Annotated in this window: 17 protein-coding genes and 1 pseudogene; 7 read left to right on the forward strand and 11 right to left on the reverse strand. The window is 68.0% G+C overall.

Features of this window, described 5'->3' with window-relative positions:
• Positions 1–8: 8 nt before the first annotated feature.
• The 6 genes from TFU_RS09760 to TFU_RS09785 are packed head-to-tail and all read right to left on the reverse strand — an operon-like array spanning position 9 to position 5,747.
• Positions 9–1,283, reverse strand: coding sequence for a cysteine desulfurase (locus TFU_RS09760; RefSeq protein WP_011292406.1), 1,275 nt, complete (start codon positions 1,281–1,283; stop codon positions 9–11).
• 2 nt (positions 1,284–1,285) lie between these two features.
• The gene (gene sufC, locus TFU_RS09765; RefSeq protein ID WP_011292407.1) at positions 1,286–2,047 is read right to left on the reverse strand and encodes a Fe-S cluster assembly ATPase SufC; all 762 of its coding nucleotides are present in this window, start codon (positions 2,045–2,047) and stop codon (positions 1,286–1,288) included.
• An 11-nt stretch (positions 2,048–2,058) separates the two neighbouring features.
• A complete protein-coding gene (locus tag TFU_RS09770; protein WP_011292408.1) occupies positions 2,059–2,391 on the reverse strand; it encodes a non-heme iron oxygenase ferredoxin subunit in 333 nt (110 codons plus the stop codon).
• Positions 2,384–3,538 (reverse strand): Fe-S cluster assembly protein SufD, encoded by a 1,155-nt coding sequence (sufD, locus tag TFU_RS09775; RefSeq protein ID WP_011292409.1) that lies wholly within the window; start codon positions 3,536–3,538, stop codon positions 2,384–2,386. Before sufD ends, TFU_RS09770 begins: the two co-directional genes overlap by 8 nt.
• Before the next feature lie 2 nt (positions 3,539–3,540).
• The gene (sufB, locus tag TFU_RS09780; RefSeq protein WP_011292410.1) at positions 3,541–4,953 is read right to left on the reverse strand and encodes a Fe-S cluster assembly protein SufB; all 1,413 of its coding nucleotides are present in this window, start codon (positions 4,951–4,953) and stop codon (positions 3,541–3,543) included.
• Positions 4,950–5,747, reverse strand: coding sequence for a helix-turn-helix transcriptional regulator (locus TFU_RS09785; RefSeq protein WP_011292411.1), 798 nt, complete (start codon positions 5,745–5,747; stop codon positions 4,950–4,952). Before TFU_RS09785 ends, sufB begins: the two co-directional genes overlap by 4 nt.
• Positions 5,748–6,010: 263 nt before the next feature.
• Here TFU_RS09785 and TFU_RS09790 point away from each other — a divergent pair, with 263 nt between their 5' ends.
• From TFU_RS09790 to TFU_RS09800, 3 genes are all read left to right on the forward strand, one after another.
• The gene (locus TFU_RS09790; RefSeq protein WP_011292412.1) at positions 6,011–6,940 is read left to right on the forward strand and encodes an ABC transporter ATP-binding protein; all 930 of its coding nucleotides are present in this window, start codon (positions 6,011–6,013) and stop codon (positions 6,938–6,940) included.
• On the forward strand, positions 6,940–7,725 hold the full coding sequence (locus tag TFU_RS09795) for an ABC transporter permease (protein ID WP_011292413.1): 786 nt from the start codon (positions 6,940–6,942) through the stop codon (positions 7,723–7,725). Before TFU_RS09790 ends, TFU_RS09795 begins: the two co-directional genes overlap by 1 nt.
• An 88-nt stretch (positions 7,726–7,813) precedes the next feature.
• Positions 7,814–8,140, forward strand: coding sequence for a hypothetical protein (locus TFU_RS09800; RefSeq protein ID WP_011292414.1), 327 nt, complete (start codon positions 7,814–7,816; stop codon positions 8,138–8,140).
• Positions 8,141–8,239: 99 nt separating this feature from the next.
• On the opposite strand, the gene argF is transcribed toward TFU_RS09800, so the two are convergent.
• Together argF and TFU_RS09810 are read right to left on the reverse strand one after the other, a co-directional pair.
• Complete coding sequence (gene argF, locus TFU_RS09805; RefSeq protein WP_011292415.1) at positions 8,240–9,244, reverse strand: ornithine carbamoyltransferase; 1,005 nt, start codon at positions 9,242–9,244, stop codon at positions 8,240–8,242.
• 75 nt (positions 9,245–9,319) lie between these two features.
• Positions 9,320–10,549 (reverse strand): arginine deiminase, encoded by a 1,230-nt coding sequence (locus TFU_RS09810; RefSeq protein ID WP_011292416.1) that lies wholly within the window; start codon positions 10,547–10,549, stop codon positions 9,320–9,322.
• 118 nt (positions 10,550–10,667) lie between these two features.
• On the opposite strand from TFU_RS09810, the gene TFU_RS09815 reads away from it, so the two are divergent.
• The gene (locus tag TFU_RS09815; protein WP_011292417.1) at positions 10,668–11,570 is read left to right on the forward strand and encodes an EamA family transporter; all 903 of its coding nucleotides are present in this window, start codon (positions 10,668–10,670) and stop codon (positions 11,568–11,570) included.
• A gap of 445 nt (positions 11,571–12,015) precedes the next feature.
• Positions 12,016–13,071: a COX15/CtaA family protein gene (locus tag TFU_RS09820; protein ID WP_011292418.1), complete on the forward strand. Its 1,056-nt coding sequence runs from the start codon at positions 12,016–12,018 to the stop codon at positions 13,069–13,071.
• On the opposite strand, the gene TFU_RS09825 is transcribed toward TFU_RS09820, so the two are convergent.
• Positions 13,028–14,350 carry a PrsW family intramembrane metalloprotease gene (locus TFU_RS09825; RefSeq protein WP_041428133.1) on the reverse strand — a complete coding sequence of 441 codons (1,323 nt, stop codon included), beginning with the start codon at positions 14,348–14,350 and terminating at the stop codon, positions 13,028–13,030. The genes TFU_RS09820 and TFU_RS09825 overlap by 44 nt on opposite strands.
• Positions 14,351–14,608: 258 nt before the next feature.
• Positions 14,609–15,220, reverse strand: a pseudogene (locus tag TFU_RS09830) (TetR/AcrR family transcriptional regulator); the annotation flags it as partial.
• A gap of 230 nt (positions 15,221–15,450) precedes the next feature.
• Between TFU_RS09830 and TFU_RS09835 the strand changes: the two are divergent.
• Positions 15,451–16,977: a long-chain-fatty-acid--CoA ligase gene (locus tag TFU_RS09835; RefSeq protein ID WP_011292421.1), complete on the forward strand. Its 1,527-nt coding sequence runs from the start codon at positions 15,451–15,453 to the stop codon at positions 16,975–16,977.
• A 6-nt stretch (positions 16,978–16,983) separates the two neighbouring features.
• Positions 16,984–18,159, forward strand: coding sequence for an acyl-CoA dehydrogenase family protein (locus TFU_RS09840; protein ID WP_011292422.1), 1,176 nt, complete (start codon positions 16,984–16,986; stop codon positions 18,157–18,159).
• 390 nt (positions 18,160–18,549) lie between these two features.
• Here the strand turns inward: TFU_RS09840 and TFU_RS09845 are convergent, their stop codons facing one another.
• The gene (locus tag TFU_RS09845) at positions 18,550–19,173 is read right to left on the reverse strand and encodes a class I SAM-dependent methyltransferase (protein ID WP_011292423.1); all 624 of its coding nucleotides are present in this window, start codon (positions 19,171–19,173) and stop codon (positions 18,550–18,552) included.
• Positions 19,174–19,255: the final 82 nt, after the last annotated feature.

The following is a 19,255-nucleotide window of genomic DNA, read 5'->3' on the forward strand; positions in this document are numbered from 1 at the left end:
CGCTCTTCCTAGCTTCGGGCCACGCCGAAGAATCGCTGCGCCTCCCGGATCCCTTCGGCCAGGGCGTCCACGTCGGCGAAGGAGTTGTACAGGTAGAACGAGGCGCGCGTGGTGGCTACCGCCTCAAACCTGCGGTGCAGCGGCCATGCACAGTGGTGCCCCACCCGCACGGCCACCCCCAGGTCGTCCAGTACCTGGCCCACATCGTGGGGGTGGATCCCGTCAACGGTGAACGAGACGGCGCCCCCACGTGCCTCGGCGTCGGCCGGTCCGACGATTCGTACACCCTCGATGGAACCAATGTGTTTGAGCGCATATTCCACGAGAGCGTGCTCGTGCGCGGCGATGGCGTCCATCCCGATGGAGTTGAGGTAGTCGCATGCCGCGGCCAGGCCGACTGCCTGGGGCGCCATCGGGACGCCGGCTTCGAACCGCTGCGGCGGGTCGGCCCACGTGCTGTGCTCCATGTGCACCGTGCCGATCATGGAGCCGCCGGTGATGAACGGCGGCATGGCGCACAGCAGCTCCCGGCGCCCCCACAGCACGCCGATGCCGTTGGGGCCGCACATCTTGTGCCCGGAGAACACGAGGAAGTCCACGCCCAGCTCGGTGACGTTGACCGGCATGTGCGGGACCGACTGGGCGCCGTCCACGAGGACCAGCGCGCCGACCGCGTGCGCCCGCTCCGCGATCAACTGGACCGGGTTGACGGTGCCCAGCACGTTGGACTGGTGGATGAGCGCCACGAGCTTGGTGCGCTCGTTGATGAGGTCGTCCAAGTTGGACAGGTCGAGGCGGCCCTCGTCGGTAACCCCGAACCAGCGCAGTGTCGCTCCGGTGCGGCGGCACAACTCCTGCCAGGGCACCAGGTTGGCGTGGTGCTCCATTTCAGTGACCACAATCTCGTCGCCGGGTTTCACGGCGAAGCGGGAGAATTCCTCGCCCGCGGTGACCGCGTTGCTCATGGCGTAGGCGACGAGGTTGATCGCTTCTGTGGCGTTCTTGGTGAACACCACTTCGTCAGCAGGGGCACCGACGAAGGCCGCGATGGTGGCCCGGGCCGCCTCATAGGCGTCAGTGGCCTCCTCCGCGAGCTGGTGCGCGCCCCTGTGCACCGCCGCGTTATAGCGTTCGTAGAACTCCCGCTCGGCGTCGAGGACTTGCCGGGGTTTCTGGGATGTGGCCCCGGAGTCGAGGTACACCAGCGGACGCTCATTGCGGACGGTCCGGGACAGGATCGGGAAGTCTGCCCGGATCGTCTCGACATCCAGCTCGCGTGTCACGGTTAGGCGCCTACCTTCACGAAACGCTCGTAACCCTCAGTCTCCAGTGTCTCAGCAAGGTCCATGCCGCCGGACTCGACGATCTTGCCGTCCGCGAAGACGTGGACGAAGTCGGGCTTCACGTAGTTGAGGATGCGGCTGTAGTGCGTGATGAGCATGACGCCCATGTCGTTGGCCTCCTTGGCCCGGTTGATGCCTTCGGAGACGATCTTGAGGGCGTCGACGTCGAGGCCGGAGTCGGTCTCGTCGAGGATGGCCACCTTGGGCTTGAGCAGCTCCAGCTGGAGGATCTCGTGCCGCTTCTTCTCACCGCCGGAGAAGCCCTCGTTGACGCCGCGGGCGGCGAAGGACGGGTCGATGGACAGCCCCTTCATGGCCTCCTGCAGTTCCTTGGAGAACGCCCGCAGCTTGGGGGCCTCGCCGCGCACCGCGGTGACAGCGCTGCGCAGGAAGTTGGACATGGACACGCCGGGAACCTCGACCGGGTACTGCATGGCGAGGAACACGCCGGCGCGGGCCCGCTCGTCGACGCTCATCTCCAGCACGTTCTCGCCGTCGAGCAGCACCTCGCCGTCGGTGATCTCGTAGCGGGGGTGCCCGGCGATGGCGTAGGCCAGGGTGGACTTGCCGGACCCGTTGGGGCCCATGATGGCATGGGTCTCCCCGGAGCGGATGGTCAGGTTGACGCCCTTGAGGATCTCGCGACGCTCCTCTTCGCTGATGAGGACGTCAGCGCGCAGACCGCGGATCTCGAATGTGGTCATAGTGTCTCTTCTTACGCCTTCTCGGTGTCCAGCGAGACGAGTACGTCGTCGCCGTCGATCTTCACTCGGTAGGTGGGGACCGCCTGGGTGGCCGGCGGGTTGAGCGGTTTGCCGGTGCGCAGGTCGAAGCAGGAGCCGTGCAGCCAGCACTCGATGGTGCCGTCTTCCACTTCTCCCTCGGAGAGGTTGACCTCGGCGTGCGAGCAGAGGTCGCTGATCGCGTAGATCTCGCCCTCGCTGCGCACTACCGCCACGGGAGTGCCGTTGACCTCCACGCCTAGTGCGCCTTCTTCGGGGAGGTCGCTGAGTGCACAGACCCTGGTGTAGGTTTCCTCGCTACTCATGCAGCGCCAGCTTCTCCTCAACCTCGGCCATGATGCGGTCGCGCAGTTCGGGGACTTCGATGCGGTCGATGATCTCCGCGAAGAAGCCCCGGATCACCAGGCGGCGGGCCTCGTCGGCGGGGATGCCCCGCGACTGCAGGTAGAACAGGTGGATGTCGTCCAGACGCCCGCTGGTGCTGGCGTGGCCGGCGCCTTCGACCTCGCCGGTGAAGATCTCCAGGTTGGGCACGGAGTCTACTCGGGTGCCGTCCGTGAGCACGAGGTTGCGGTTGTGCTCGTAGGAGTCGGTGCCCTGAGTGCCCTCACCGATGATCACGTCGCCGATCCACACGGCGTGGGCGTCTTCGCCGCTGAGCGCACCCTTGTAGTCGACCCGGCTGCGCGTGTGGGACACGTTGTGGTCGACCAGCGAGCGGTGCTCGTGGTGCTGTCCTGCGCCTGTGAAGTACAGGCCGAACAGTTCGGCGTCGCCTCCGGGGCCGGAGTAGGAGACCTTGGGCGACAGGCGCACGAGGTCACCGCCGAGCGTCACCACGATGCTCCGGAAGCTGGCGTCCCGACCGACCGTGGTGTACTGGTGCGACACGTGGACGGCGTCGCGGTCCCAGTCCTGGAGGCTGACGACGTTGAGCCGTCCGCCGTCTTCGACAACGAATTCGACGTTGTCGGCGTACACCGAGCTGCCCCGGTACTCCAGCACGACGGTGGCGGACGCGGCGGATTCCACCCGAACGAGCACGTGGCCGTGGGCCTGGTCCTGCTGGGCTCCGGTGACGGTGAGGAACACTGGTTCACTGACCTCGGTGTTCTTCGGCACCGTCACGACGACAGCTTCGCGGAACGCCTGGTAGGCCAGCGCGCTGACCCGGTCGTTGGGCAGGAACGAGGTGCCCAGCCGGGCGTCGTCGCGGCCCACCGTCTCAACGGTGACTTCGTCCGGGGCGATCACCTTGACGTCGACGGCGCCGTCGGCGCTGCCCCCTTCGTGGAGGCCGCGGAGCCGGCGCAGCGGGGTGAACCGCCACTCTTCCTCGCGGCCGGTGGGCTTGGGGAAGTCGTTGGGGTCGAAGGACCCGTGGACGAGTTTGGAGACGGGAAGATCGCCGCCGTGGCTGTGTTCCCGGATTCCGAGATTGGGGGTGGCCATGGTTAGCCGACCGCTCCTTCCATCTGCAGCTCGATGAGCCGGTTCAGTTCCAGGGCGTACTCCATGGGCAGCTCGCGGGCGATGGGCTCCACGAACCCGCGGACGATCATCGCCATGGCCTCGTCCTCGTCCAGGCCCCGGCTCATCAGGTAGAAGAGCTGGTCCTCGCTCACCTTGGAGACGGTGGCCTCGTGGCCCATCTCGACGTCGTCTTCTCGGACGTCGACGTAGGGGTAGGTGTCGGAGCGGCTGATGGTGTCGATCAGCAGCGCATCGCACTTGACCGTGGACTTGGAGCGCTCTGCCCCCTCCTGTACTTGGACGAGGCCGCGGTAGGAGGCACGGCCGCCGCTGCGCGCCACCGACTTGGAGACGATGGTGGAGGAGGTGTTGGGGGCGCAGTGCACCATCTTGGAACCGGTGTCCTGGTGCTGGCCCTCACCCGCGAACGCGAGGGACAGGGTCTCGCCCTTGGCGTGCTCGCCCATGAGGTAGACCGCCGGGTACTTCATGGTGACCTGGGAGCCGATGTTGCCGTCGATCCACTCCATGGTGGCGCCCTCGTAGGCGACGGCACGCTTGGTGACCAGGTTGTAGACGTTGTTCGACCAGTTCTGGATGGTCGTGTAGCGGCAGCGGGCGTTCTTCTTGACGATGATCTCGACGACCGCCGAGTGCAGCGACTCCGACTTGTAGATCGGCGCGGTGCAGCCCTCGACGTAGTGGACGTAGGCGCCCTCGTCGACGATGATGAGCGTCCGCTCGAACTGGCCCATGTTCTCGGTGTTGATCCGGAAGTAGGCCTGGAGCGGAATCTCCACGTGCACGTTCTTGGGCACGTAGATGAAGGAGCCGCCGCTCCACACCGCGGTGTTCAGTGCCGCGAACTTGTTGTCGCCGGGCGGGATGACCGTGCCGAAGTACTCCTTGAACAGGTCCGGGTGCTCCTTCAGCGCGGTGTCGGTGTCCAGGAAGATGACGCCCTGGGCTTCCAGGTCCTCGCGGATCTGGTGGTAGACCACCTCGGACTCGTACTGGGCTGCCACCCCGGCGACGAGGCGCTGCTTCTCCGCCTCAGGAATCCCCAGCCGGTCGTAGGTGCGGCGGATGTCTTCGGGAAGCTCTTCCCACGAGCGGGCCTGCTTCTCCGTGGACCGCACGAAGTACTTGATGTTGTCGAAGTTGATCCTCGACAGGTCAGCACCCCACGTCGGCAACGGCTTCTTGGTGAACAGCCGCAGCGCCTTCAGGCGCAGGTCCAGCATCCACTCCGGCTCGTTCTTCTTCGCCGAAATGTCGCGGACGACCTCTTCGTCGAGACCACGGCGCGCCGAGGCGCCGGCCACGTCGGGGTCGGCCCAGCCGTATTCGTAAGTGCCGAGCCCTTCGAGCTCGGGGTGCGCGGTAGACGTCATTTACGCGGATCCTCCTGGACGGGACGTCCTGTTTGGCGTGGTGTGCCCGTGCCTCGCTGGCTACGGGCCTCGGCGCTCAGGGAGCCGATGTCACGAGGGCTGACGTGGGTGGTGCAGACGCTATCGCCGTGCGCGATGGTGGCAAGGCGACGCACCGGAGTGCCAAGAAGTCGGGCAAAAGCCTCGACTTCTGCGTCGCACAGTTCAGGGAATTCAGCCGCCACGTGGGCGACTGGGCAGTGGTGCTGGCACAACTGCTCCCCTCCGGCCGGGGCTGCCCCCGCCGAGGCGGCGTAGCCGTCGTTCGACAGTGCCTCAGCGAGCAGCCGGACCCGCTGGTGCGGGGGTGCGTCGGCCAGCAGCGGACGGTAGCGACGTTCGAGTTCGGCCACCTGGCGTTGCGCGAACTCGGCGACGGCCTGCGGTCCTGCCTTCTCCGCGAGGAAGCGCAGTGCACTGGCGGCGAGGTCGTCGTAGCCGTGCACGAACGCGTCGCGTCCGGCCCCGGTGATCACAAAGACACGGGCGGGTCTTCCCCTCCGGCGACGCCTCACGGGGTGGGCGTCGCGGGCCTCGACCATGCCTTCACTCACGAGGTTGTCGAGGTGGCGGCGGATTGCCGCCGGGGTCAGCCCGAGCCGCTCGCCCAGAGCGGAGGCGGTGATCGGGCCGTGCTCGAGGATGAGTCGGGCGACCCGTGCCCGGGTTCCGGTCTCGGATCCCAGTTCGTGGCCGACAGGCGTCAAGGCAGCACCGGTTCTGGCACTGCCCTCCGTACGCTCTGCCCCACCCATGTTTTTCACAACATCAGTGTGGCCTAATTCCCTCCCGATGAGCAAACCGCGCCGAGTGCTGTAGGACACACAAGTTAGCCTTGCCTTACTGGCCTTTTTCTCATTTGCTCGGTTTCGATGATCAGCATCATCCGCGCCTCCACCCCGCAAAACAACCACATCATGAGAATGTCATCTCACAACATGAAACACTCTTGAGCGGTTTCCGCGCGGATGTCGCAGTCGGGTACGCCCCCTGCACCCCCCGCCGTAGACTCTTCGCCATGGACACCCCTGCCGTCGAGGTCACCGACCTGGTCAAGCGCTACGGTACGGTCACTGCCGTAGCGGGCCTGTCGTTCACCGCTGCCCGCGGCGCGGTCACCGCGCTCCTCGGCCCCAACGGTGCGGGCAAGACCTCGACGATCGAAATCTGTGAAGGGTTCCGGCACGCAGACGCGGGCCGGGTCCGTGTCCTCGGCCTCGACCCGATCCGCGACGCGGCCGCGCTTCGGCCACGGGTCGGGGTCATGCCGCAGAGCGGCGGCGTGCCCACCGGGGTGCGCGCTGGGGAGTGGCTGCGTCTTCTCGCTGCCTTCTACGCCCATCCCCTCCCCCCTGAAGCGCTCCTGGACCGGCTGGGCCTCTCCGCGGTAGCCCGCACCCCGTTCCGCCGGCTGTCCGGAGGACAGCAGCAGCGCCTGTCCTTGGCCGCTGCCATCATCGGCCGTCCCGAACTGGTGTTCCTGGACGAGCCCACCACCGGCCTCGACCCGCAGGCCCGCATGGCCACCTGGGAGCTGATCGGCGAGCTGCGCACCGCAGGGGTGGGCGTCGTGCTGACCACCCACTACATGGAAGAAGCGGAACGGCTTGCCGACCACGTGGTCATCATCGACCACGGCCGGGTCGTCGCCGACGGCCCCACAGCCGCCCTCACCCGCGGCGATCGGGAGCTGCGGTTCCGGGCTGCTCCCGGACTGGACGTGTCTGACCTCGCCGCTGCCCTTCCACCGGGCTGCAGCGTCACCGAGCGCGACGCTGGACAGTACACGGTCACCTGCGCTGACCCCGACGAAATAGGGCCGGGCCTGGTAGCGACCGTGAGCACCTGGTGTGCGTCCCGCGGACTCCTCCCCGAGGACCTGCGAGTGCACCGCCGCACCCTCGAAGACGTCTTCCTTGAACTCACCGGCCGGGATCTTCGCGACTGATGTCCTCCACCACACCGCTTGACTTCACTCCCCGCCCCAAGGCTGCTCCCGTAGTCCGCCGGGTGCTGGCCCAGGCAGGGCTGGAACTGCGCCTTCTGCTCCGCAACGGCGAGCAGCTCCTCTTGACCCTCGTCATCCCCGTGCTGCTCCTGGTCGGATTCAGCATCGTCCCGATCCTCGACGCGGGCACGGCGTCGCGCGTGGATTTCCTGGCCCCGGGAGTGCTCGCGTTGGCGACGATGTCCACCGCCTTCACCGGCCAGGCCATCAGCACCGGCTTTGAACGGCGCTACGGGGTGCTCAAACGCCTGGGCGCCACCCCGTTGACCCGGCTGGGGCTTCTGGCCGCGAAAACCCTGGCGGTACTGGTCATCCAACTGCTGCAAGCCGTGCTCATCAGCACGGTGGCCTTCCTGCTGGGATGGTCACCGCAGGGCGGGGCCGTCGGCGTGCTCAGCGTGGTGCTGCTGATGGTGCTGGCCACCGCTGCCTTCAGCGCGCTGGCGCTGCTGATGGCTGGGACACTGCGGGCCGAGGCGACTCTGGCAGCCGCCAACCTGGTCTACGTCATCCTGCTCGGGCTGGGCGGGGTCGTGTTCCCCGTCGACCTGTTCCCCCCAGCGCTCCTCCCCTTCGTGGAAGCCCTGCCTATCACCGCGCTCTCCACGGGCCTGCGCACGGTCCTGGCGGAAGGGGCCGCAATGCCGCTCGGCCCCGTGCTCGTCCTGCTGGCCTGGAGCGTGGTCGGCGCGGCTCTGGCAGGCCGGTTCTTCCGCTGGGAGTGAGTCTTCCCGTCCAGGCGCCGCTTCCCGGGGCTGTGACGCGGTACCGCCCGCGCCGCCGACCGGACTGCTGGCGCACTAGACTCCCCGCGTGGCGTCCTTAGGCATCCCCTGGTTCGTGTTGGTGCGCTACGTGGGGCCGCCGCTCGTGCTCTTAGCCGTGGGCGGACTCCTGGTGTGGTGGCGCAGGCCTGTTCGCGCTGGCCTGGTTGTGGCGGCGCTGTGCGTGAACGTGGGTGCCGCTGCCCTGCCTTTCGGCTGGATCGTCCTGCAGGTGGCCACCGGCTGGGCGACGAGCAGCACTGCCGGGCTCATAATGACGCTGGGGCAGCCGCTCGTCTCGTTCACCGCCTGGATGCTGCTTCTGGTGGCGGCGGTGGCCCGGCCGCCAGCATGCGAGCGGCCTGCGGAGCGGTGACCGGCTGCCCGGACGGTTCCTGCGCTACCTCCGCGCCCGGCGCAGCCGTGCCGGTGCGGAACAGCCGCGTCCGCGCGGGCTCGGACGCGGCCGCCGCGGTCACCTGCCCAGGGTGGCGACCATGAGCGCCTTGATCGTGTGCATCCGGTTCTCGGCCTGGTCGAAGACGATGGAGGCCGGCGACTCGAACACCTCGTCGGTGACTTCGAGCGCGGTCAGGCCGGTGCGGGCGTGGATCTCCCGTGCCACCTCGGTACCGAGGTCGTGGAAAGCCGGCAGGCAGTGGAGGAACTTGACGTCAGGGTTGCCGGTGGCTTTGAGGGCCTCAGCGTTGACCTGGTAGGGCAGCAGCTGGCGGATGCGCTCGTCCCACACTTCGCTGGGTTCTCCCATCGACACCCACACGTCGGTGTAGATGAAGTCCGCCCCGGCCAGTCCTTCCGCGATGTCGTCGGTGAACGTGACCCGCGCCCCCGTGGTCTCGGCGATTGCGCGGGCGGGGGCGGCGACCCGCTCCTCGTCAGGCCACAGTTCGCGGGGGGCAACCATGCGCACGTCGATACCGAGCATGGCTCCGGTGACGGTGAGGGAGTTGCCGAGGTTGTTGCGGGCATCCCCCATGTACGCCAGGGTGACCTCGCGCAGCGGCTTGTCGGTGTGCTCCATGATGGTGAGGAAGTCGGCGAGCATCTGGGTGGGGTGCCATTCGTCGGTGAGGCCGTTCCACACCGGCACGCCCGCATACTCGGCCAGTTCTTCCACCGTGGCCTGGCTGGCGCCGCGGTACTCAATCGCGTCGAACATGCGGCCCAGGACACGGGCCGTGTCCTTGATGGACTCCTTGTGCCCGATCTGGGAGCCGCTCGGGTCCAGGTAGGTGACGTGAGCACCCTGGTCGTGGGCGGCAACCTCGAAGGCGCAGCGGGTGCGGGTGGAGGTCTTCTCAAAGATCAGGGCAATGTTCTTGCCGCTGAGCTGCGGCTGCTCGGTCCCCGCATACTTGGCGGCCTTCAGGTCGGCCGCCAATGTGATCAGGAACATCAGCTCCTGGGGGGTGAAGTCGAGTTCCTTGACAAAACTGCGATTACGCAGGTTGAACGCCATCGCGGCCGGCTCTCCTGTCCGTTACCTCAACTCTTCTGGAAAGGTATACAGATTATCGAATATTCATTCGATCTGCTAGAGGGTCACCGGATCCCGCTCCAGCGGACACGTCAGGCAGTGCGGCCCGCCTCGGCCGCGGCCGAGCTCATTGCCCGGGATAGTGATGACCTCAATCCCGTTGGCCTGCAGATACGCATTGGACGAGACATTCCGTTCATAGGCCACAACCACGCCCGGCGCTAGTGCGAGGAGATTGCACCCGTCGTCCCACTGCTCGCGTTCAGCCGAGAAGACATCCTGGGTGGGAGTGAGGACCGTGATGTCGTCGACCCCCACCGCGGCGGCGATGGCCCGGTGCATGTCCTCTGGAGCGTGGTCCGTGATCTTCAGCTCCTTGTCGCTGTCCCCCGGCTCGATGGTGTAGGAGGGCAGCATGCCCAGACCCGCGTACTTCGTGAAAACCCCGTGATCCACGTTGGTCATCACGGTGTCCAGGTGCATGATGGCGCGGGCCTCGGGCATCTGGATCCCCAGAATGCGCTGGGCGCCACCGCGGGCGAACAGCTCCCGCGCCAGCAGCTCCACCGCCTGCGGGCGGGTGCGCTCACTCATCCCCACCAGCACAGAGCCGTTGCCGACCGGCATGACATCGCCGCCCTCGATCGTGGCGGGCGCCCAGGACACCCCCGGATTCCACACGGGGAAATCGGTTGCGGCGAAGAGCGGGTGCCACCGGTAGACCGCTTCGTACAGCGTGGTCTCCCGCATCCGGGCACGGTTGCGCATCACGTTGATGGACACCCCGTTGCCGATCCAGCTCGAGGTGTCGCGCGTGAAGATGAGGTTCGGGAGCGGCGGCAGCACGAACGCGTCCAGGTCCAGGGCGTGGAACCACACCGACTTCGGCTCGGAGATCCGCTGGAGGATCTCCCGCTTGGTGATGCCGCCGGTGAGGAAACGGCGCAGCTCACCGGGGTCCATCGCGTCAAGACAGGCACGGATGGCGTCGAGAGCCATCGGACCGTAGAAGCGCTCCTCCAGCACCTCGTCGAGGATGAACCTCTTCGCCTCGGGGATGTGCAGAGTCTCCGCGAGCAGGCTGCCGAATTCATGCACGGTCACCCCCCGGTCCCGCAGGAGCTGGACGAACAGGTCGTGCTCCTCGCGGGCGCGCTCCACCCACAGCACTTCGTCGAAGAGCAGGGTGCCCTTGTTGCTGGGTGTCAGGCGCTGGATTTCCAAGTCGGGCCGGTGGACGAGGACCTGGCGCAGACGGCCGATCTCAGAGTCGACACGGAAAGCCACAACACTCTCCTCACCGTTGGGTTCGCCGCCGGCGGCTCCAGTCGCCGCCCGGCACCGGCGTTCTCCCCGTTCCTTCCCGCCCCAACCCGCCCGCGATCTCGCTTCATAGGATGATCGGGTGAATAGCGACTCTCCTGGGCAGTCTGCACCGGGTCCGTTCTCCCGGGCTGCGGCGCTCGTCCGCGCCGCGGGCACTGCCATCCCGGCGACCTGGCTGGTCGGGGTGAGCATCCTGTCGGTCCAGTTCGGCGCAGGGGTGGCGAAGAACCTGTTCGCGGTCCTCCCCCCAAGCACCGTGGTGTGGCTGCGCCTGCTGGCTTCGGCCCTGGTGCTGCTGTGCTTCGCCCCTCCCCCACTGCGCGGGCACTCTCGCACGGACTGGCTGGTCGCGGTCGGTTTCGGCACGTCGCTGGCGGTCATGAACTACGCCATCTACGAATCGTTTGCGCGCATCCCGCTGGGCGTGGCCGTGACCATCGAATTCCTGGGCCCGCTGGCCGTGGCCGTGGCGGGATCGCGCCGCTGGCGGGACCTGGTGTGGGTGGTGCTCGCCGGCACGGGGGTTGCGCTGCTGGGATGGGACGACGGCGGGGTCACCCTGGCAGGGGTGGCGTTCGCCGCCCTCGCGGGCGCTGCGTGGGCGTGCTACATCCTGCTCAGCGCAGCCACCGGCCGACGCTTCCCCGGGACTTCCGGACTGACGGTGGCCAGTGTGATCGGCGCAGTGCTCGTCGCGCCGATGGGCCTCGCCCACAGCAGCCCGGCCCTGCTCGACCCGAGCGTGCTGCTGACCGGTCTTGCCGTGGGGCTGCTCTCCTCGGTCATCCCCTACTCCCTGGAAATGCAGGCGTTGCGCCGCATTCCGCCCGGGGTGTTCGGCATCCTGATGAGCCTAGAACCGGCGGCGGCCGCACTCGTGGGCCTGGTCCTGCTCGGGGAATTCCTCACCGTCGCCCAGTGGGCCGCGGTGGCCTGCGTGGTGGTCGCCAGTGTGGGTGCGACCCGCTCCGCCCGGCTGTGAGCCTGCCGCGGTGCCCCCGCTGCGCTGGGAGGCCAACCCCCATAGACCGCTCCGCTGCTGGCGGAAGACAGAGCTTTGACAGGGGCCGCCCTGCCCTCGCCGCGACTCTCCGTCGGCCCCGGTTCTTGGGCGGGGCCGGGTATGCGCCTTCTCCGGTTGTGCCGGACACCCGCAGCGGCCGCTGTTGCGGTCGAGGAGAGCCGAACAGCTCCGGGGACTGCCGCCCCACTGCCGTGCAGCCGACCGCACGGGCCGGAAAGGAGCCGGTCCGGCCCTGGACTTCACCTCGGCTCCCCCGCGATCCGGTCTGGGTGATTCGGGAAAACGGCCCCCGCCAGGCTCTTCACGCTGGTGCGGACCTGCGCGAACGTCCGGCATCGTTGCAGCTCACCGCTGGTGGGGACCCCAGCGGAAGCCTCGTCACCCTTCTACTACGATCTGTCGTATGACAGCCTCTCCCTGGTCTGTCGCGCTCGCGGCGGACGACTTCACGATCCTCAACCTGCCGCTGTGGGCCTGGCAGGTGGCGTTCTGCGCCGTCGGCATAGTGGTACTGGCGCTGTTGGCTCGCACGATCTGGCATCCCACGACCGCTTCCCTGCGCTGGTGGGCGTTGGGCAACGTCATCGTCAATTCCGGAATCGCGGTCACTGGAGCGACTGTGCGGGTCACCGAGTCGGGGCTGGGCTGCTCGGAATGGCCCAAGTGCACCCCGGAGAGCTTCGTCCCCGTCGGCACCCACCACTCCGCATTCCACGCGGCTATCGAGTTCGGCAACCGGACTCTCACCTTCCTGCTGCTCGCTGTCGGGGTGATCGTCCTCCTGGCGACACTGCGTATGCGTCCCCGCAGACGCGACCTGCTGGTCCTGGCCGCCCTGGTGCCGGCGGGCGTGCTCGGCCAGGCGGTCGTCGGCGGGATCACCGTCTGGAGTGACCTGCACCCTGCGTCGGTGGGCGCGCACTTCGTCCTCTCGGTCCTCGTGGTGATCCTCACCATGGCCTACTACGTGCGCTGCCGGGAGCCCGAAGGAGAACTGCGGCTCACCGTCACCCCGCGGCTCCGCCTCGCCGCCACTGTGCTCGTCCCGGTCGGGCTGGTCCTCATCGTCGCCGGAGTCGTCGTCACCGGGACCGGTCCGCACGGCGGTGACGCTACCGCGCCGCGCTGGGACTTCCCGCTCGACGCGGTCACCCGCATCCACTCCCTCCTGGCGTGGCTCACCACCGCGCTGACCGTCGCCGTCCTCGTCATGGCGGCGCGGAGCCGCGCACCGCGCCTCGTGCAGGTCCAGGCGTGGCTGCTGCTCGCCGCACTACTCGCCCAGGGAGCGCTCGGCTACGCGCAGTACCTGCTGGGACTGCCTTCCTGGATGGTCGTGCTGCACGTCTTGGGCTCCCTGCTGGTGTGGACCGCGATCCTGCGGCTGTACTTCGCCACCGCGGAACGCGTGGCTGTCACCAGCCCGACGGTTGCGACGGAGCTTGCTGCCCACCGGTAGCGGGCGGCTGCGGCGGTAGGCTGCCGCGCTGGGCGTGCGCCTGCGCGATGACGTGCTGGAAGTCTGCGCGCCGCAGGAATCCGGAATCGGTGGGCTGCTGCACCCAGGCGGGGGCGACCGGGCGGGCGGCGCGGCCCAGAAACGCCTCGCGGGCCATGTGCATGAGGGCCAGGATGGCGTCGCGCCGCTCCCACCAGGCGGGCATGGCCACACCGCGGTCCAACCTCCGGTGGAGGAGGGCGAGTTCTGTGGCGGCCAACTGGTAGTCCTCCATGGCCCGGCGGCCCCGCACCCCTGCGGTACGCCGTGCCCAGGCCCGCGCCTGTTTGCGTCCGCTCATCGTGCTGAGCATCCGGATATCGGCGGGCGTCACCAGACCTGTGGAGATGTAGGGCGGCAGGTAGGTAGCGATCGCCGCGACCTGGCGGCGGCGGTCATGCACGGTCACCCCGATGAGCGCGACGAGGACGCAGAACAGCAGCGCGTACACCACTCCCAGCCCGGTCCAGCCGAACGCGGTCGAGCCGTTCCACAGCGCGTGCAGCACGACCGCGCCCAGCCAGCCGAGGACCGGCATGGCGATCCGCGCCACCAGGCCCGGGTGGGTCGCAGCGTAGGCGACGCCCAAGCCGATCATCGCGGTGTAGATCGGGTGCCCGAGCGGGGCGATGATGCCGCGCAGCACGAAGGTCACCGCGAACCCGGAAGCGCCTTCGGAGAACAGGGCGCTGAGGAAGTAGGAGACGTTCTCCACAAACGCGAACCCGGTAGCGACCATCGCCGCGTAGATGATGCCGTCGGTGGCGGTGTCGATCTCGTGGCGGCGCCGCCACAGCAGCAGGAGCAGGGCGATCCCCTTGGCGCTCTCCTCAACCAGGGGTGCTCCCACCGTGGCACTCACGTAGGCGCCGAAGTCTTCCCCGAACCTCGGGACGGTGTACAGCTCCATGCCGAGGGTGTTGAGAATGAACGAGGCCAGCACCGCTACGCCGGCACCCCAGAGGAATGCGAACAGCAGGACCGAGTTCGGCTCCGGTTCGAGGCGGTCCAGCAGCAGGACGAGGGGGATGATGATGCTGACCGGGATGACGGCTGCTACCAGGCTGATGAAGAAGGCGACGACTCCCTCGCTCCCAGCACCGGAGAAACCGCTGAACAGGAGGTAGCCGAGCATCACCAGCATGCACAGGACGCTCACCGCGATGCCGCTGACCAAGCCGAGAGAGTGGCGGCCCGGGGTGCGTCCTTCCAGGATCGCTTTGGTGTCCAGGGGGCGCATAAGCACTGAGCGTAGCTGCCCCGGTGGTGGGGCAGCGACCGCGCCCTGCGGGTGCGGCCCCGTGCGGCGGGCACGGGACTGGCAGAAGCCGCAGCGTACCGGTCCCGTGCCCACCGGTCAGCGTTCCGGAGTGTGGTCCTCCAGCGGTGCTCTGGAAGGGTCGGCGGCTCCCGCGGAGGCGCGGGACCCCGCCTTGGCGTGCTGCCCCGCGGATGCTGCGGCGGCCTCCGGGCGGCGCGCGGCGCCGGCCTTGTCGGGGTAGAGCACTTCCAGGCCCGCGATGAAGGCGCGCAGGGCGAGTTCGAAACTGTCGTTGTCGATCTCAGCGGCGAGTTCCGGCAGACGGTGCGCCTGGGACAGGTTGGGGTAGCGGTCCTGGTAGACGCGGGCGTCTGCATCGAAGCCGCGGGCAAAGGAGTTGATCGCGGCGCCCACCACGAGGTAGCGGGTGGAGGCGCCGATCATCGTGGCGAGCCGGGCCGGCCAGCCCGCGGAGACGAGGCCGCCGTGGATCGCGTCGGCCCGCCGCAGGGCCTCTTCGCGGCGTCCCGGCCCGGACGCTATGAAGGCGACCATGTTGGGATGGGCCGCGAGAGCGTCGCGGTAGGAGCGCGCCCATACGATGAGTCCGCGTTTCCAGTCCCCGTCTTTGAAGCCAGAAACGTCGATGTTGGCGGTAATGCGGTCGACGACGTCGTTCAGCAGCTCTTCTTTGGTGCGGTAGTAGCTGTACAGAGACGGGGCCTGGACGTTGAGCTCCTGGGCGAGCTTGCGCATGGACAGTCCTTGCAGCCCGTCGCGGTCGACCAGGGCTAGGGCGGCTTCCTGGATACGCGTTCGGCTGAGCAGCGGTGTCCTAGGGCGTGCCACTGTGATCCCCGTCCTTCCCCTTCTCCCCGGCCTCCCCAGCGCGTTCTCTGTGGTGAACGCGCTTGGCGTGGATCGCCTCAAGTATGGGTCAGGCGCAGAACCAAGGTGGCATACCGGTCGGTCTTCCCAAACCGAACACTGTTAGATTAAATGTGACGCGCGACTCCCTCACGCATGGGACAGCGGCTTTTCTGCTGTGCCCAAGGACCAGCCGCACCGAAGGAGCCACCATGCAACTGTCACTCGCCACGATCCTGGCCGAGGCTGCGCGTCGCCACCCGGAACGCACCGCACTCATCGCTGACGGTGAGCGGATCTCCTACGCCACCCTGTGGCACGAGTCCCTGCGCCACGCGGCCGCCCTCCGCTCTCTCGGCGTCTCCCCCGGGGACCGGGTCGCCCTGCTCGCAGGCAACGTCGCCGACTTCGTCCGCTGCTACTACGGCATCCTCGCCGTGGGCGGGACCGTCGTCACCATCCCCCCGATGCTCCGCCCCCAAGAGGTCGCCTTCCTCCTCTCCGACACCGGGGCGCGCCTCGTCCTCGCCCAAAGCCTGTTCGCTGACCTCGCCCACGCCGCGGTCGACGGCAACGACGTCACCGTGCGCACTGTCGGGGACCCGCAGCGGCCCGACGCGCTGGCCCCGCTCGTGGCGGACAGCGAACCGCTGCCCTCCTACGTGTCCCGCGCCCCCGACGACATTGCGGTGATCTTCTACACCAGCGGCACCACGGGCGTCCCCAAAGGCGCCATGCTCACCCACCTCAACCTGGTGATGAACGCCACCGTCAACGCGTTCGACGTCCACCCCATGAGCGGCGAAGACGTCGTCATGGGCTCCCTGCCCCTGTTCCACACCTTCGGCCAGTCAGTGGCGCTCAACACCACCTTCCGGGTGGGCGCCACCCTCATCCTGCAGGAGCGGTTCGACCCCGACGAAGCCATCCGGATGATGTGCGAGTACGGCGCCACCATCTTCGACGGCGTCCCCACCATGTTCGTCCGGCTGGCAGAAGCCGCAGCCCACCACACCAAACTTCCCTCCCTGCGCTTCTGTGTCTCCGGTGGCGCTTCCCTCCCCGAAGTGGTACTCCGCCGGTTCGAAGAAGCGTTCTCCACCACCATCTACGAGGGCTACGGCCTGTCGGAGACCTCGCCCACGGCCAGCACCAACCAGACGCTCTACGGCGCCCGCGTCGGCTCGGTCGGCCACCCCATCTGGGGTGTGGAAGTGGAGATCGCCCGCGCCGACATCGACGACCGGATCGAACTCCTGCCGCGCGGCGAGCACGGCGAAATCGTCATCCGCGGCCACAACGTCTTCGTCGGATACCTCAACCGCCCGGAGGCCACCGCCGAGGCGATCGTTGACGGCTGGTTCCGCACCGGAGACATCGGCTTCATCGACGACGACGGCTTCATCCACATCGTGGACCGCAAGAAGGACCTGATCATCCGCGGCGGCTTCAACGTCTACCCGCGCGAAGTGGAAGAGGTCCTGCTGAAATTCCCCGGGATTTCCCAGGTAGCGGTGATCGGCGTGCCCGACGCCGAACTGGGTGAGGAGGTCTGCGCGGTGGTGGTGCCCGACAAGGAGGGCGCCGTCGACCCCGCTGAACTCCAGGCCTGGGCGCAGGAGCGCCTGGGCAAACACAAGTACCCGCGCAGAGTGGAGATCGTGACCGAGCTTCCACTGGGTCCGAGCCTCAAAGTACTCAAGCGCGAACTGCGTGCGCGCTTCGGGGGAAAGAGCTAAGGAAACATGGTCGATTTCTCACTGACCGAAGAACAGCGGGAAATCCGCAACTGGGTGCGCACCTTCGTCGAGCGCGAACTTATGCCGCTCGAACCGGAGGTGCTGCGCCGGGAACGGAACGGCGAGGGGCACGGTCTGACCCCCCAGGAGTTGCACGACCTGAGACAGCTCGCCAAGAAGTCCGACTTCTGGGGGATCCAGACCCCCGTCGAGTACGGCGGCATGGGACTGGATGCGGTCACCACCGCACTGGTGGAGATCGAACTGGGCCGTACCTTCATCCCGTTCAGCTTCGGCGGCGGCGCCGACAACATCCTCTTCTACGCCAACGAAGAGCAGAAGAAGCGCTACCTGCTGCCCACCATCGCGGGCGAACGCAAGTCCTGCTTCGCCATCACCGAGCCCGGCGCCGGCTCCGACGCCAAAGCGATCCGCACCCGGGCCTACAAGGACGGCGACCACTGGGTGATCAACGGGGAGAAGACGTTCATCACCGGTGGGAACGAAGCCGACTTCGCCATGGTGTTCGCGGTCACCGACCCGGAGAAGGGCGCCAACGGCGGAGTGACCTGCTTCCTGGTGGACCGGGAGGCGGGATGGCGCTCCGAGCCCATCCCCACCATGGGCGAGTGGGGTCCGGCCTCCCTGGTCTTCGACAACGTCCGGGTGCCGGAATCCAACGTGCTCGGTGAGGTCGGCAAGGGCTTCGAGCTGGCGATGAAGTGGATCGGCCGGGGCCGCTACCTGCTCCCCGCGCGTGCGCTCGGCGCCTGCGAACGGCTGCTGAGCATGGCCATCGACTACGCCAACACGCGTGAGACCTTCGGTAAGCCGCTTGCGGAACGGCAGGCCATCCAGTGGATGATCGCCGACTCCCAGGTGGAGATCGAAGCGCTGCGGCTGCTCGTGCTCCACGCCGCCTGGCAGGTGGACAACGGCCGGGACTCCCGGCACGCCCAGTCCATCGCCAAACTGTACGGCGGTGTGAAAGCCAACGAGATCGTCGACCGGGTGCTGCAGATCCACGGCGGTATGGGCTACACCCGGGAGCTCCCCATCGAGCGCTGGTACCGCGAGCTGCGGCTGCTGCGCATCTATGAGGGAACCGACGAGATCCAGCGCCGCACCATCGCCCGCGACCTGCTCAAAGGGTACGTCAAAGTCGGCGCCTCCTTGGGGTGAGCGGCCGTGGGGCCACCATCCGCAGCCTCGGCCCCACGGCCTCCAAAGAGACGTATCCCGAAAAGATAGGCGATCCGCCTGGAGTGCGCCAGCGGCACGCCCCTGGCGCACTCCGCAGCAGGCCGGAACACGTCCGCCCTCCCGCCGGCACGTCGCCTGCGACGGAGGGCACCCCGCGGGGGTCGTCAGCGGCGGCCCGCTTGCCACCGCAGGGCACCCATCCGCAGCCGGGTCCCACGGTGCGAGCGGGCCGACCCCCGTCCATGTGCGGGACGGGTCCTCCCGCAAACGGCGCGGCGCTGCCCGTGCTTCCCCGCTCGTGGGGGCACGACCAGGCACGTATCCGCGGTCCTGGCGGTCAAGGAGGCACAGGGCAGCGCCTAGCGTCGTTCACCCGGTGGGCGGCGTCTCGGCTGCGCGTCCCAGCACCGCCACCAGAAAGTCGGACTCCGGGGTGAACGGGCGCAGATCCCAGGTGGCTAAGCACAGCTCGGTGACGAGACCGGCTTCGGCCACGTCGGCGAAGAACCGCTCAAACGGATAGCCGCGGCCCGCGCCGAAGCCCACGACGATCCGGCCTCCGTCCCGGATGTGGGCGCCCATCCTGCGCAGCACTTCCACTTCGGTGCCGGGGGCGAGGAACGTCATCACGTTTCCCGCGCAGACCACGAGGTCGAAAGGCTCTTCCCCGCGCTCCACAAGGTCAAGCTCGGCCAGGTCGCCCACCCGCCAGTCGCCCTGCGGATAGTCTTCGCGGGCCGCGTTGACCAGATAGGGGTCGATGTCCACCCCCACCACGTGGTGGCCGCGTGCAGCGAGTTCCCCGCCGACCCGTCCCGGCCCGCAGCCCGCGTCCAGAATCCGGGAACCGCGCCCCACCATCGCGTCGATCATGCGAGCCTCGCCCGCAAGGTCGTTCCCCTGCGCGGCCATGGTGCGGAAACGCTCCACATACCACCGGGAATGGCCGGGATTCTGCTGCACCATGGCTTCCCAGCGGGTGATCTTCCTCATGGCTCCACTCTCCCACCCGTGTCGTGCCGCAGGTCGCCTCGGCCGCCTCCCGAAGCGGCAACGATAACGGGAGGCTGCGCGC

This window comes from Thermobifida fusca YX (genome assembly GCF_000012405.1).
GTDB classification, from domain to species: domain Bacteria; phylum Actinomycetota; class Actinomycetes; order Streptosporangiales; family Streptosporangiaceae; genus Thermobifida; species Thermobifida fusca.